The following is a 13,694-nucleotide window of genomic DNA, read 5'->3' as shown; positions in this document are numbered from 1 at the left end:
ATTAGGCACGCCGCCAGCGTTCGTCCTGAGCCAGGATCAAACTCTCCAAGAAAGTTGATATAGCTCATTTGTTACGTTGGCTTGTGTTCTCTATATTAATAGAAGAAACACGATAATTATTGTTTGTTGACGTTTTTGTTTGTTTAGTTTTCAAAGAACAAATTTTCTTTACCGCTCCTCGAAGCGACAAGATTTATTATATCATTTCGTTTGAGGCAAGTCAACAAAAAGTTATTTTTGAATAATTTTTGTTTCACTCACTTCCGAAGCGACTTAATTAGAATATAACAATAAAACCTATTCGTCAATATATTTTTTAGATTTAATATCGGAATAATAATTATTCCTCTTATACTGCCTGCTAATAGAGTTCAACTAATCAGCTCAAGCTACTAGTTTAAGCGGAACAAGCACATAGGTTATTTATTATTTTATTATCGATAGTGGCTTTTTTATCAAAGATTGGAAACATTATTTATGGTGAGAAAAATGAAAAATAAATTAATCGACTTTTTAACGTATATCCTTTTCCTTTTTGTAGTATTGTTTTTTATTTATAAGATGCAGTGGTTCTCGGAGATTAACGGAAAATGGTTTTATCCAATGAATGATCCTAGGCTTTATTGGCAGGGAGTATATGGGTTTTTAAAAGGGAATGGGACTTTTGATGATTTAAGCCGGGGACTATTGATGGTCACTGCTGGGTGTGTGTTATTAGTATTTTCTTGGATCCTTTTTTTACGACCAAAAGCACGGTTGTATACCCTATGGTTCACTTCTACCCTTCTCAGTTTTCTCGTTTTTTGTGATTTAATCTATTTTCGTTATTTCGATGACCTTACTTCCGTAACACTTTTAAATCAAATCGGGCAGGTTAGCAGTTTAACCGAAAGTATCGAGGAGCTATTCTCGAAGGAAGAATTACTTTTATTCGCAGATAGCATTCTTCTAATTCCGTTTTTAGTTCTAATCCCTCTCATCTATAGAAAAAAGGAAAAATCCCTTTCCAAAACTGGTCTTGTCGTTGGAATTTCACTGTTTTCGTTAGGTATATACTTTACCTATTAATCCTATTAACAAATGGATTACTAGCGGTGGAGGCTATTTGTTTGAAAAGCGTTTTTCAAATGAGCGGGTTTATGGAGTGCTGGGTCTGTTAGGCTACCATGGTTATGATATAAAAGTATATGCTGAGTCCATCTTGAGTAAAAAGAAATTTTCAAAGGAAGAAGAAAAGAATATTAACGATTTGCTGAAGACAAAATCGGAGAGTCGCTCTTTCTCGACTCCCTTAAAAGGAATCGCAAAAGGAAAAAATGTTATCATTGTTCAATTAGAGTCGATGCAATCCTTTGCAATTGATAGGAGTATTAATGGGCAAGAGATTGCCCCGCATCTTAATAAGTTAAAAAATGAGATGTTTTGGTTCCCAAACATTTATGATGTTTCCTGGCAAGGAAGAACCTCAGATGCTGAATTTCTTATGAACACCTCCCTTCATCCGTTATTGATAGGTTCTGTTTACATGAAACATCCGTTAAATACGTATGATGCCTTACCGGGAATCTTAAGGTCAAACGGTTATGATACCGCTGCGTTTCATCCCTATAAGGGAGGATTTTGGAATCGAAATACCGTTTATAATCATTTTGGTTTCAATCATCTCTATACCGAAAAGAATTTTACTGGTGAAGTAGTTGGTTGGGCGGTCAATGATAAGGATTTCTTTTTACAAAGTGTTGAAAAAATGAAGGAGTTAAAGAAACCTTTTCAAGCGACGATGATAGCCTTAACCAATCATCATCCATATGTAATACCCGAAAAGTATAAAAAGATAAATACAGCGGGTTACACTGAGAAAATATTTCAGAATTACCTTAACGGCGTTCACTTTGTTGACGAGGCTGTTGGTACTTTTGTGGATCAATTGAAAAAGGAAGGTCTATGGGAGTCTTCAGTTGTTGTTTTCTATGGTGATCACGACAACGCCTTAATGACGGAAAATGGGGATATGAAGAAGTTCTTAGAGTCAAAAAGTCCGGACTTCAATCCAGTGGTACAATATAAATTTACGGAGGGTATCTCACTTCTTATCCACGTTCCTCAACAAAAAGGAAGTGTGGTAGCAAAAACGGGTTCCCAAATTGATTTTGCCCCGACCCTTTTGCATCTTCTTGGGATTAACAAGGACCCTCTTTATATGCTTGGGGGAAATTTACTTAACAAGGAAAAAGGGCAAGCCGTTCAACGGGTTGGCAGTTTTATGAACGATGATTATCTATACATAGCTCCAAATGAAGAACTGTCCAATTCCGGTTCATGTTATTCATTAAAAACAAATGAAAAGATTGACTTTAGTGCCTGCGAAAAAAACCTCAAAGAAGTAAATCAAGAGCTTGAAATATCTGATCTCCTTATCCAACAAGACGGGATTAAACAACTTAACCAACAAAAATAAAAAATTCGGGTGGTGGCACCACCCGAAATTTGTCCAATTCAAACTCTATTTTTTAATGCTGATTAATTTCATTTCGGTCATTTCTTCAATGGCGTACTTTAGGCCTTCGCGTCCGATTCCGCTTTCTTTTACGCCGCCGTATGGCATGTGGTCGACGCGGAAGGTTGGGATGTCGTTGATCATGACGCCGCCTACTTCTAGTTCTTCGGCTGCATGAAGTGCTTTAAAGATATCATTTGTGTAAATTCCCGCTTGAAGTCCATATCTTGAATCATTCACATAGGCAATAGCTTCTTCAACGGAAGCCACTTTGTTAATCAAGACAATTGGTGCAAATACCTCTTGGCAGGATACCTTTTGTTTCGGATCAACATTTAATAGAACGGTTGGCTCCACGATATTTCCTTCACGTCCGCCTCCCGCAGCAACAATAGCGCCGGACTGCCTTGCTTCCTCAATCCACGATAGTGCTCTTTCCGCATCTTTCGGACTGATAACAGCAGAAACATCTGTTTCCGGATCAAGTGGGCTGCCGAGTTTCAACGTCTTCGTTTGGGCAACGAATTTTTCGACAAACCCCTCATAAAGGTCCTCATGGACATAAACCCTCTGCAATGAAATACAAACCTGGCCTGCAAAGGAGAAGGCACCAGTAACGGTTCTTGGGATAATCGAATCAATGTCGACACCTTTATCAACAATTAGCGCTGAGTTGGAGCCAAGTTCAAGTGTTACCTTCTTCAATCCGGCTTTATTGCGGAGACCAATTCCTACCGCAGGGCTGCCTGTAAAGGTAATGACTTTTACACGGTCATCCTGGATTAATCGGTCGCCGACAACACTTCCGCTGCCCGTTACTACATTGATGGCGCCATCAGGTAAGCCCGCTTCCTGAAGCAGTTCCGCTAAGAAAATGGAAGTTAACGGTGTTTGTGATGCCGGTTTCAATACGACTGTATTCCCCGCCGCAATCGCTGGTCCGACTTTATGAGCCACTAAATTCATTGGAAAATTAAATGGAGTAATCGCTGCTACTACACCGACTGGCTCCCTTAACGTAAACGTAATCCGACCTTCTCCACCTGGGGCTGCATCCAAAGGAATCGTTTCCCCATGAATACGTCTTGCTTCTTCGGCTGCAAATTTATAGGTCATGATTGTCCGCGCTACCTCAGCCTTTGCTGTCGTCCAAGGCTTTGCCGCTTCAAGCGCGAGCAAACGAGTACACTCTTCTTCATTTTTCGTTAAAAGCTCGACTAATTTTTCTAAAATCGATGCACGTTGATGTGCCGGCATTTTTGCCATAACAGGTCTTGCCTTCTCAGCAGCTGCAATCGCATCATCTACATCCTGTGCATCAGCATAGGCAATTTCCGCCAGCAGTTCATTATTGTAAGGACTGTATAATGGACGGTACTCTTTCGTTTCCTTCCATTGTCCATCTATTAAAAGATGCTTTTTCATCTAGAACACTCCTATTCTTTTAAACCAATTTTTTAAATATGGATTCAATTGTATCAAGCGCCTCATCTAACTGATCATCAGTAATGACAAGCGGAGAAAGGAAGCGCAGTACATTGCCGTATAATCCAGCACTTAGTACAATCACACCTTGCTTTTGACATTCTGCAACAAGCTTGTTCGTTAAGTCCTTGTCAGGCTCTTTTGTTTGCGGATCTTTTACAAGTTCAACCGCACACATTGCACCTAGGCCGCGGACATCGCCAATTACATCATATGTTTCTTTTAAACTGTTGAAACGAGAGATGATTTTTTCGCCAATTACATTTGCACGATCAAGCAGCTGATCTTCTTCAATTGTTTCAATCACCTTTAAACCGGCTACACATCCAAGCGGACTTCCGCCATACGTACCGCCAATTTCTCCCGGTGCAGCGGCATCCATAATTTCAGCACGGCCTGTTACAGCACTAAGTGGCAGCCCGGCAGCGATTGATTTTGACATAGTCATGAGGTCTGGAACGACATCAAAGTGTTCAATCGCAAACATTTTCCCTGTACGTCCAAAACCGGTTTGAATTTCATCTGCAATAAATAGAATGCCATGTTGTTCACAAATCCGTTTCACACCTTGCACAAAGGTCTTGGAAGGAACAATAAATCCGCCTTCACCTTGAACTGGTTCCATAATAATCGCTGCAATTTCTTCTGCAGGAACTTCAGATTTGAAAAAGTCCTCAAGTTGATGTAATAGATTTGCATCAAGCTCTTCCTGGCTTACACCGAATGGTGCACGATAATAATAAGGGTAGCGCACTTTATACGTATCCGGTGCAAATGGACCAAAACCAAATTTGTAAGGTTTCACTTTACTTGTTAATGACATTGCTAGTAGTGTTCTGCCGTGGAAAGCACGGTCAAAAGAAAGAATGGCCTTTCTGCCTGTATATTTACGTGCGATTTTCACTGCATTTTCAACTGCTTCTGCACCGCTATTTAGGAAAAAAGTCTTTTTCGCATGTGAACCTGGTGTAATTTCATTTAACTTTTCGGCAAGTTCAATATATGGTTCGTACATCATCACGTTAAAGCCTGGGTGAAGATACTTTTGAATTTGCTCCGTTAATGCTTCAACCACTTTTGGCGGGCAATGACCTGTATTTTGTGTACCAATCGCTCCAGCTAAATCAATATAAACATTTCCGTCCACATCTTCTAAAATTGCTCCATTCCCTTTTGCTGCAAAGGATGGCACATTATTCGATACTCCAACCGGTACATTATTTGCTCTTCTTTCTAAAAGGGCTTGTGCTTTTGGCCCTGGAATAGATGTTTTTAGTTCAATTGTTTTAGTTGTTGTACTCATGTTATTAACCCCTTTATCAATTTATTCAACTACTAATCTATAATGCAAGAAGTGTGCCAAGTGATAAATCCCCATTTTACAATCAATCACAGAGAAATATCATTCAAAAATGAATATTCGCTATTCATAATTAAATGGATTAATAGAGTTCTCTTCTCCGGTCAGATAAATAGTCGAAAACAGCGCTTGATTTTTTAAAATTCTCGAAAGAAAGATCAATGATTTGCACCGATTCAACATCGTCAGCAATTTCCGTAATGATTTTTCCATCCGGCCCAATGACTGCACTTTGTCCATGATACTCATATTTTGAATTTGCCCCGATGCGATTACAGTAAACCACAAAGATTTGATTTTCGAGTGCTCTCGCCTGAATAAATAAACGATGGATATATTCATATGGTGCCATATTGGCCGAATTCACGATTAAGAGATTTACCCCTTGTAATGCAAGTGCCCTTGCCGGCTCAGGAAATTCAATATCATAGCAGGTGAGAAACCCCAATGAAAGGCCGTCTTGACTCAAGGCTAAAAGCTCATTCCCCTTGCTGAATAGTTCATTTTCTTCAGTAAAGAGATGTGTTTTACGATAATAAGCCAATGCCTCGCCATCTTTCCCTACCATGCAGGAGGTAATATAGATTTCCTCATCAGAGACATACTCCGGAAAAGAATACAGTACAGATACAGGGTAATCAGCCAGCATGCGCTGAATCCGGTTAAAGCTCTCCCCTTCGCGCCGCTCTGCTATTCCTGTCAATTGGTCCTTCGATACTAAGCCGGTCAGGTTTAATTCGGGTAAAATCAAGAGATCTGCCGATTCCTTCCACGCATTCTTAATGGCAGATTCCATTTTTATTAAATTTTCTTCTTTATTTCCATCCGCTACAGCCAGCTGTGCGAGTGCAATTCTATAGATTTTTTCCACTTATACGCCTCCCATTAGCGATAAAAGAGGGGCTTTATCCAAGCCCTTCCCTTATTTTCAGCTTTATACAGCCTCATCCATTTCCTCAAAACGCATTTCTGGCGGCTGCCTTTTAAACATTTTTGTAAGAACAAGTAAATAGACAAACCCGATTACAGCCCAAGTCCCGCCTAAGATTAGTGCATTTTTATCAAGATTTACAAACAGCCAAATATCGAAGCAGCATCCTATGGCAGGAAATAATAAAAAGAAAATCTTATCCTTTCCTGTCCGTTTGCCACCTTTTATATAAAAGTGAGCAATAACGGAAACGTTTACTAAAATAAAGGCAACAAACGCACCAAAGTTTATAAAGGAAGTGGATGTTGAGACACTTAGCTTTAATGACAATAACCCAATCACAGCGACAACAAGAATATTCAGTACAGGTGTTTTAAACTTTGGATGAAGATAGCCAAAGATTTTTTTCGGAAGTACGGAATCACGGCCCATTGCATACAACAATCTTGATGCACTTGCTTGAGCGGAAATTCCTGAAGCAAACTGGGCGATAATAATCCCCGCTAAGAAAATAGCACTAAATAAGTTCCCGCCTATTTGCTTGGCAATTTCAAACCCGGCAGAATCTACCGCTTTGAAATGTGTAAAATCCGGGTGAGCTAAATGAGTGAAATAGGTAGAAACAACAAAAATCAATCCACCGATAACAGTTGTCAAAATGATGGCTCTCGGGATGGTTTTTTCAGGATTTCTTGTTTCTTCGGTAAAGGTTGAAATAGCATCAAATCCTAAAAATGAGTAACAGGCAATCGATGCTCCAGCCAGAACAACTGAAAACGAAACATGAGTATTCACGAACGGGCTTACGGAAAGAAGTGTGCCGGCACCGCCACCGCCTAATACGCTTTTAATACTTAAAATAATAAATAGTGCAATAACTAAAAATTGAAATACCATCATAAGGAAGTTGATCTTGGTACTTAATTTAATTCCAAGAATATTGATTGCAGTTGTAACAATTATAAATAAGAGGATCCATAACCATGATGGTACAGATGGAAATGCCGCATTTAAATATGCACTTCCTATTAGCCAGATGGCCATTGGAATGAAGACATAATCAAGCAGAGTAGCCCAGCCGACCATAAATCCGAGGTGTGAATTAAGAGATTTCCTTGTATAGGTATAGGCAGATCCGGCAACCGGATAGGCTTTAACCATTTGCGTATAGCTGAAGGCAGTAAAGAACATTGCAATTAAGGCGACAAGATAAGCGCTTGCCTCTAGTCCATGGGTTACTTCCGCAACAGTTCCATAGATTCCAAAGACAATCATCGGTGCTAAATAGGCAAGTCCAAATAAAACTAGATGTGTTAATGTAAGTGATCGTTCAAACGATACCTCGTGATTTTCCATATATGTTCCCCCTTAAGTTGTCGTAAAACTTATAAGATAACGTTCATTCGCTGTAAACGCTATCAATTTGACTAGTCCACCTAGTTGGAATAGTCTGAAAATTATAGCCGTGGCTTGCTTCCTCCCTCACTTATTTTTGCAGTACAACTTTCCCTCTGCCCTTATACTTTAAATCATCCCTATTATTCTATTATGCATATTTCGTGCCAATCCTTTAAATATCGACATATCAACTATGTTTATAGATATAAAACGACAGTTCATTCATTTTTGAATGAGAATTATTCAAAAATGAATGAACTGCTCGTTTAGCTATATTAGAAAAACAATTGTACTATTTTTTAACGAACCTGAAGACTGTTCTTCAGTTTATTATAAAGTCTGCTGATAGTCGGTTGACTCACCTCTAAAACTTCTGCCACTTTTGTTAGCGTCTTATATTTCAATAAAGCTAATTGAAGCAGCTGTCTTTCCGTATCCTGGACTGCATGCTGAAGGGGGATAATGGTATGTACTTCCACTGGATGTTGGTTTTTCTGACGATTATCCAATATTTTCACAAGGTCATTGGCAGTAATCATTTGCTCCGCCGTAACCACCATGGCCCGTTCTGTTACGTTTTGCAGTTGCCGGATATTCCCAGGCCACTTATATGTTTTTAACACTTCCATTGCATCCTCTGAAAAATATTTCTTCGACGAAAATCTTTCATTATAATATTCAAGAAAATGATAAACAATAGGTTCAATATCTGCGATTCTTTCCCTTAATGGTGGAATAAATAACGGAATAACATGAATTCGATAAAATAAATCCTCACGGAAGGTTCCCTTCGCAACCATTTCCTCCAAATTTTTATTGGTTGCCGTAATAATTCGAATATTAATCGGGATTGCTTTGCTGCCGCCAATTTTCATAATCTCGCGTTCTTGTATCGCCCTTAAAAGCTTTACCTGTAAATTAAGCGGTAACTCACCAATCTCATCTAAAAAAAGAGTTCCTTCATTGGCTAATTCGAACAAGCCCTTTTTTCCATTGCTTAGGGCGCCGGTAAAGGCACCTTTTTCATAGCCAAATAGCTCGCTCTCTAATAAATTTTCAGGGATGGACCCGCAATTAATGCGAATAAATGGATTTTCCGCCCTTGGGCTCAGCTGATGGATGGCTTGAGCAAACAGCTCTTTCCCTACCCCTGATTCTCCATATAAGGTAACCGTTGATTCAACTCGGGCCACCCGTTCGACCTCAAACATTAAATTTTTAATTTGTTCAGATTGATAGATAATCTTCTTCTCATTTCCATGCTGGACTTTCTTTAAGATATCTACCTCTTTGCGATATTTTTCTTTTAATGTTTTCGCCTCTTCAAGTTCTTCCTCTAATTTTTTAACGGCTGTAATATCACGGGAAGCAATGACAATTCGTTCTAATTCATTTTTTTGATTAAAAACCGGATTCCCAACAGCCAGTATTTTCCTGCCAAAGCGGTTATGCTGGACAATTGAAACTTTCTTTTTTTCCTCCAATACTTTTCTTGTAACAGAAGGCTTAAACCATCCCTTTTCTTCAAGTTCTAAAATATTTTGACCAATAACCGTTTCAGGGTCTACTCCCCATAATTGGTGGGTGCTTCGATTGGAAACCCGAATAATTTTTCCAAGACTGTCAACAACTAAAACTTCATCATATATCGAATCGACAATTGCCTCCAAATCGGTCGTTATGGCTCCTAGGTCTTTCGAATATGCTTGTTTTAGATGATCAATTTCCACTGACTTCTGATCCGTCCAACCGATTATTTCCGCAGTATCATCCTCAATGAGGGCATAGGAGAAATCGTCATCGGCAAGGGAAAAGATATTCTTGCTGGTTGTTAGGATAAAATCCGTATGAAAAACCACTTTTTGTTCAGGCTGGTTTTTTTGCATTAATAGGTGAAAGCTATCACAGACTCCGACAGGCTTCCCTTCTGATTCTATAACTAATAACCGGATACTAGCTTGAATCATCGTATCCAAGGCTTCCCTTACATTTGTTGAGACATTGATTACGGCAAAGTCTTTATTATAATTCAAGTGAATTTCTTCCTTTCCCGCTGCTAAAATCAAAATGTTGCAATAACTTTTTTACTATTCATATGATACCACGGTTATACGAAAAGAGTAAGCGCATGCATCAGTCGGAAAAGGACCTAATCCCCTTCGGTGTAGCTTTTTCGACATCAAGTTTATAAAAAATAGCTGCCCCAACACTGGGAGCAGCTTATTAGCTTAAATTTTCCCATTCCACTCGATATAAGTCATGTCTGCGGTCCCTCAATTGTCTTAAGGATCCAGAATTTCGAGAGCGCCGTAACTTTTCAAGGTCAACGTCTCCAACCACCACCGTATCGATATTGGCATCACATTCACCTACTATCCCGTCCCTGGCAAACTCGAAATCAGAAGGTGAGTATATTCCTGACTGGGCATACTGAATATCCATATTTTCTACATGGGTTAAATTACCTACAGTTCCCGCAATACATGTATATACTTGATTCTCAATTGCCCGTGCCTGTGCACAACAACGAATGCGGAGGTAGGCCTGGCGATCCTCCGTACAAAAAGGCACAAAAATTATGTTTGCTCCTTTATCCACGGCAATCCTTGCAAGCTCCGGGAACTCTACATCGTAAGAAATTTGGATGGCTATTTTTCCGCAATCAGTGTCAAACACATTGATATCCTTTCCTTCTGATATTCCCCACCATTTGCGCTCATCCGGTGCCGCATGAAGTTTGGACTGTCTCTCAATCGTACCATCGCGGCGGAATAGGAAACCAACATTGTACAACTCCCCATTCTCTTCTACAAAATGTGATCCACCGACAATATTGATGTTATAGCGTACAGCGAGTTGTGTAAACAATTCAATGTATTGATCGGTATAGGTGGCAAGTCTTCTTACTGCCTGATCGGGTCGTTTTTCTTCGAGAAAGGACATTAATTGAGTGGTAAAAATCTCTGGAAATACAACAAAATCCGATCCGAAGTCAGCGGCGACATCCACATAATACTCGACTTGCCGGCTAAAATCCTGAAAGGAGTCAATTTTCTTCATCATATACTGCACGGCACAAATTCGAATGGGAAACGCTGTACGATAGATTCGTTTGGACTTTGGACGATAATCAACATTATTCCATTCCATCAAGGTTGCCACGGAATCTGATGCTTTATCATCCGGCAGATACCTTGTGTTAATCCGTTTAATTGTAAATCCTTGAAGGAGCTGGAAGGACAGCACCGGGTCATAGATACTGTGCTTCTCAACAGCTGCAACATAATCTCGGGCAGTCATTTCCTCCTTATATTTGTGGTAATTCGGAATCCTTCCGCCAATAATAATACTTTTCAGATTTAGCCGAACAGCAAGGTCTTTACGTGCCTCATAAAGGCGATGTCCTAACTTCATCCGGCGGTATTCAGGGTCAACCATCACTTCGATCCCATATAAATTAAATCCATCTGAGTCATGATTGGTAATATACCCGTTGTCCGTGATGACATCCCATGTATGCTGGTCATCATATTCATCAAAATTAACAATTAAACTGGAACAAGAACCAACAATCTTGTCCTCATATTCCACACAAAACTGGCCCTCGGGAAAAATTCGAATATGGCTGTGTAATTGCGCCCTAGTCCACGGCTCCATGTTAGGGAAGCAAACTCTCCCCAAGGCGATAATGGCATCAATATCTTCAACACGTATATTCCGGATAATGATTTTCTTTTCATATTTCGATATATCTGTCTCTGACATAATTTCACTTCCTGGTTTTCATGATTGGTAATTGATTATATAATTCCCTCTATTTCTAAAAACTAACGTGTTTCTTCCATTAATCGATTTTTGAGTAAAAAAGGCCCAAACTAAATGGAATATTAAGATTATGTAATTTTCTTGTAATTAGGGTTGAAATAAAAATATAGATGAGACTATACTTCCTTATACAAATTGACTAATGAAGGGATTAAGAAAAATGCATGAGAATCTCATCGCTTTTATTTTAGGAATCGTAGAAGGTTTAACAGAATATTTGCCTGTATCCTCCACCGGGCATTTAATTTTAGTAGGGAACTTATTAGGATTTAAAGGCCAAAAGGCCAATACTTTTGAAGTAGTGATCCAACTTGGGTCCATGCTTGCGATTTTAGTACTGTATTGGAAAAGATATTTATCTCTATTAAATTTCAGTACGATTGGAAAACCAGTTAAGAAATTAGATGCTGTCCACATCATATTAGGAGTTATCCCTGCCGCAATTGCCGGTTTGGTACTGCATGACTTTATTAAAACTCAGCTATTTTCACCAAAGGTTGTAGTTTATAGTCTGATTGCCGGTGCTATTTTAATGTTATTCGCAGAAAAAAAGCATGGAAAATTCACCTCTAATACAGTTGATGAATTGACATACAAACAAGCTTTAGCCATAGGACTTTTTCAATGCTTAGCAGTTATCCCTGGTTTTTCTCGGGCGGGGTCTACCATTTCAGGAGGACTTTTAGTTGGAGCAAATCATCGAACGGCCGCCGAATTTTCCTTTTTAGTCGCTCTCCCCATTATGGTGGGTGCAACCGGATTAGACTTAATTAAGAGTTTGGATTTTCTTCATACAAGCGACATCCCCATGTTTGCGATCGGGTTTATTACGGCTTTTGTTGTAGCGATGGTTGTCGCTGTCGTGTTCCTTAAATTAATTCAAAAAATCGGTCTAACCGTGTTTGCTTATTATCGAATTGCATTGGCTATTCTATTTACGGTATTTGTTATTCTTTAATATCACTAAAGATAAGAAATCTATTGGTCCAAAATAAACCAAAGAGCCAGTAACGAAAGGGATAATGGATCCCGTTTATTACTGGCTTTTACAATCTTTTTACATTCTTTTAATAGTTGATTAATCTTGAAATCCCAATTTCTTCAATATAATAAAAATAACTTTATTATTTGGAGAGTGGTCAAATGGACACATTTTCTCACGTAATCATCGGTATAGGATTAGGTGCTCTAGCTCAAGTCGACCCGGCAATCGCAAATCAACCGATCCTATCCAATGCTGTCATCGCAGGGACCATCATTGGTTCAAATGCACCTGATTTTGACTTTATTTGTCGTTTAAAGGGAAAAGGCAGTTATTTCCGAAATCATCGAGGCTTTTCTCATTCACTTCCTGCTATTCCTATATGGAGTATTGTTGTCTCAAGCACTATCTACCTTTTTTTCCAAAACCCTTCATTTCTCCACCTGTATTTTTGGACATTTATAGCCGTATTGGTACATGTTTTTTTGGATTTATTTAATGTGCACGGTACACAGGTTTTATTGCCCTTTTCTCGTAAATGGATTGCCTTTGATTCCATCCCGTTGGTCGATCCTTATATTCTAATCCTTCATGTTCTTGGAATCAGCTTACTCCCCTTCTATATGGCCGGGAGAACCTTTCTAATTATTTATATTCTCATACTCATATACCTTGTTATTCGAGCACTTTCCTCCCTTTTAATAAAGAGACACTTACAAAATCATTTTCAAAATGCAGTTCGTTTAAAATTAATTCCAAGAATGACTATGTTTAAATGGGACATTATCATTGAGACAAAGGAAGATTTATTATTTGGAGTTTACTTTAAGAATGATCTTTTTATTGACCACACTCTCTCTAAAAAAATAGACCTTCCAGAATTAGTTGAAGAAAGTAGAAATGACCCTTCCGTTTTAGACTTTCTATCAAGTACACACTTTGCCTATCCTTTTGTTAAGAAAAGAAAAAAGGGATTTTATGTTTATTGGAAGGATATAAGATTTCGCACAAATAAATTTTTTCCTTCTCTTGCGATCACGTTCATTTCCTCTGACCTCAAAAGCAAAAAAAATTTTATAGGGAAATTACATTCCTTAAAACAATACAAAAAAGTGCTTAGAGAATTAAAACGCATCGATTCAAATTAGTAAATTCCTTTACTAGGTTTGTTAAAACTTAACATGGTTTTTACATTATTCAAATATGGAATTATTCA

At 38.7% G+C, this 13,694-nt stretch carries 10 protein-coding genes; 4 read left to right on the top strand and 6 right to left on the bottom strand.

From position 1 onward, the window contains the following. The first annotated feature begins 489 nt into the window (after positions 1–489). Both ACFQZ9_RS11190 and ACFQZ9_RS11185 read left to right on the top strand, forming a co-directional pair. Positions 490–1,068, top strand: a complete 579-nt coding sequence (locus tag ACFQZ9_RS11190) for a hypothetical protein (protein WP_498943832.1) — start codon at positions 490–492, stop codon at positions 1,066–1,068. Between the two features lie 37 nt (positions 1,069–1,105). Beyond that, positions 1,106–2,458: an LTA synthase family protein gene (locus ACFQZ9_RS11185; protein ID WP_498943831.1), complete on the top strand. Its 1,353-nt coding sequence runs from the start codon at positions 1,106–1,108 to the stop codon at positions 2,456–2,458. Between the two features lie 45 nt (positions 2,459–2,503). Here ACFQZ9_RS11185 and ACFQZ9_RS11180 read toward each other — a convergent pair whose 3' ends face one another. The 6 genes from ACFQZ9_RS11180 to ACFQZ9_RS11155 all read right to left on the bottom strand — a co-directional run bounded on the left by ACFQZ9_RS11180 (position 2,504) and on the right by ACFQZ9_RS11155 (position 11,436). Beyond that, complete coding sequence (locus ACFQZ9_RS11180) at positions 2,504–3,922, bottom strand: aldehyde dehydrogenase family protein (protein ID WP_498943830.1); 1,419 nt, start codon at positions 3,920–3,922, stop codon at positions 2,504–2,506. Positions 3,923–3,941: 19 nt separating this feature from the next. After that, the gene (gabT, locus tag ACFQZ9_RS11175) at positions 3,942–5,285 is read right to left on the bottom strand and encodes a 4-aminobutyrate--2-oxoglutarate transaminase (RefSeq protein WP_198313046.1); all 1,344 of its coding nucleotides are present in this window, start codon (positions 5,283–5,285) and stop codon (positions 3,942–3,944) included. 139 nt (positions 5,286–5,424) lie between these two features. After that, positions 5,425–6,213, bottom strand: coding sequence for a carbon-nitrogen hydrolase family protein (locus tag ACFQZ9_RS11170; protein WP_498943829.1), 789 nt, complete (start codon positions 6,211–6,213; stop codon positions 5,425–5,427). A 63-nt stretch (positions 6,214–6,276) separates the two neighbouring features. Beyond that, positions 6,277–7,629: an APC family permease gene (locus ACFQZ9_RS11165; RefSeq protein ID WP_498943828.1), complete on the bottom strand. Its 1,353-nt coding sequence runs from the start codon at positions 7,627–7,629 to the stop codon at positions 6,277–6,279. 341 nt (positions 7,630–7,970) lie between these two features. After that, positions 7,971–9,704: a sigma 54-interacting transcriptional regulator gene (locus ACFQZ9_RS11160; protein WP_498943827.1), complete on the bottom strand. Its 1,734-nt coding sequence runs from the start codon at positions 9,702–9,704 to the stop codon at positions 7,971–7,973. A 190-nt stretch (positions 9,705–9,894) separates the two neighbouring features. Beyond that, complete coding sequence (locus ACFQZ9_RS11155) at positions 9,895–11,436, bottom strand: GNAT family N-acetyltransferase (protein ID WP_498943826.1); 1,542 nt, start codon at positions 11,434–11,436, stop codon at positions 9,895–9,897. Positions 11,437–11,656: 220 nt separating this feature from the next. On the opposite strand from ACFQZ9_RS11155, the gene bacA reads away from it, so the two are divergent. Both bacA and ACFQZ9_RS11145 read left to right on the top strand, forming a co-directional pair. Continuing rightward, complete coding sequence (gene bacA, locus ACFQZ9_RS11150; protein ID WP_498943825.1) at positions 11,657–12,454, top strand: undecaprenyl-diphosphate phosphatase; 798 nt, start codon at positions 11,657–11,659, stop codon at positions 12,452–12,454. Between the two features lie 185 nt (positions 12,455–12,639). Continuing rightward, complete coding sequence (locus ACFQZ9_RS11145; protein WP_498943824.1) at positions 12,640–13,626, top strand: metal-dependent hydrolase; 987 nt, start codon at positions 12,640–12,642, stop codon at positions 13,624–13,626. Positions 13,627–13,694: the final 68 nt, after the last annotated feature.

Origin of the sequence: Neobacillus sp. GCM10027624 (assembly GCF_042675345.1) — a bacterium.
Lineage (GTDB): Bacteria > Bacillota > Bacilli > Bacillales > Cytobacillaceae > Neobacillus > Neobacillus cucumis_D.
Note: the sequence above shows the minus strand (reverse complement) of the source record. Positions and strands in the feature narration are given on the sequence as shown.

What these genes read in the sequence shown, in the direction of transcription:
- ACFQZ9_RS11190 (WP_498943832.1), top strand. Translation starts at nt 490, where the DNA reads ATGAAAAATAAATTAATCGACTTTTTAACGTATATCCTTTTCCTTTTT.
- ACFQZ9_RS11180 (WP_498943830.1), bottom strand. Translation starts at nt 3,922, where the DNA reads ATGAAAAAGCATCTTTTAATAGATGGACAATGGAAGGAAACGAAAGAG.
- gabT (WP_198313046.1), bottom strand. Translation starts at nt 5,285, where the DNA reads ATGAGTACAACAACTAAAACAATTGAACTAAAAACATCTATTCCAGGG.
- ACFQZ9_RS11165 (WP_498943828.1), bottom strand. Translation starts at nt 7,629, where the DNA reads ATGGAAAATCACGAGGTATCGTTTGAACGATCACTTACATTAACACAT.
- ACFQZ9_RS11155 (WP_498943826.1), bottom strand. Translation starts at nt 11,436, where the DNA reads ATGTCAGAGACAGATATATCGAAATATGAAAAGAAAATCATTATCCGG.
- bacA (WP_498943825.1), top strand. Translation starts at nt 11,657, where the DNA reads ATGCATGAGAATCTCATCGCTTTTATTTTAGGAATCGTAGAAGGTTTA.
- ACFQZ9_RS11145 (WP_498943824.1), top strand. Translation starts at nt 12,640, where the DNA reads ATGGACACATTTTCTCACGTAATCATCGGTATAGGATTAGGTGCTCTA.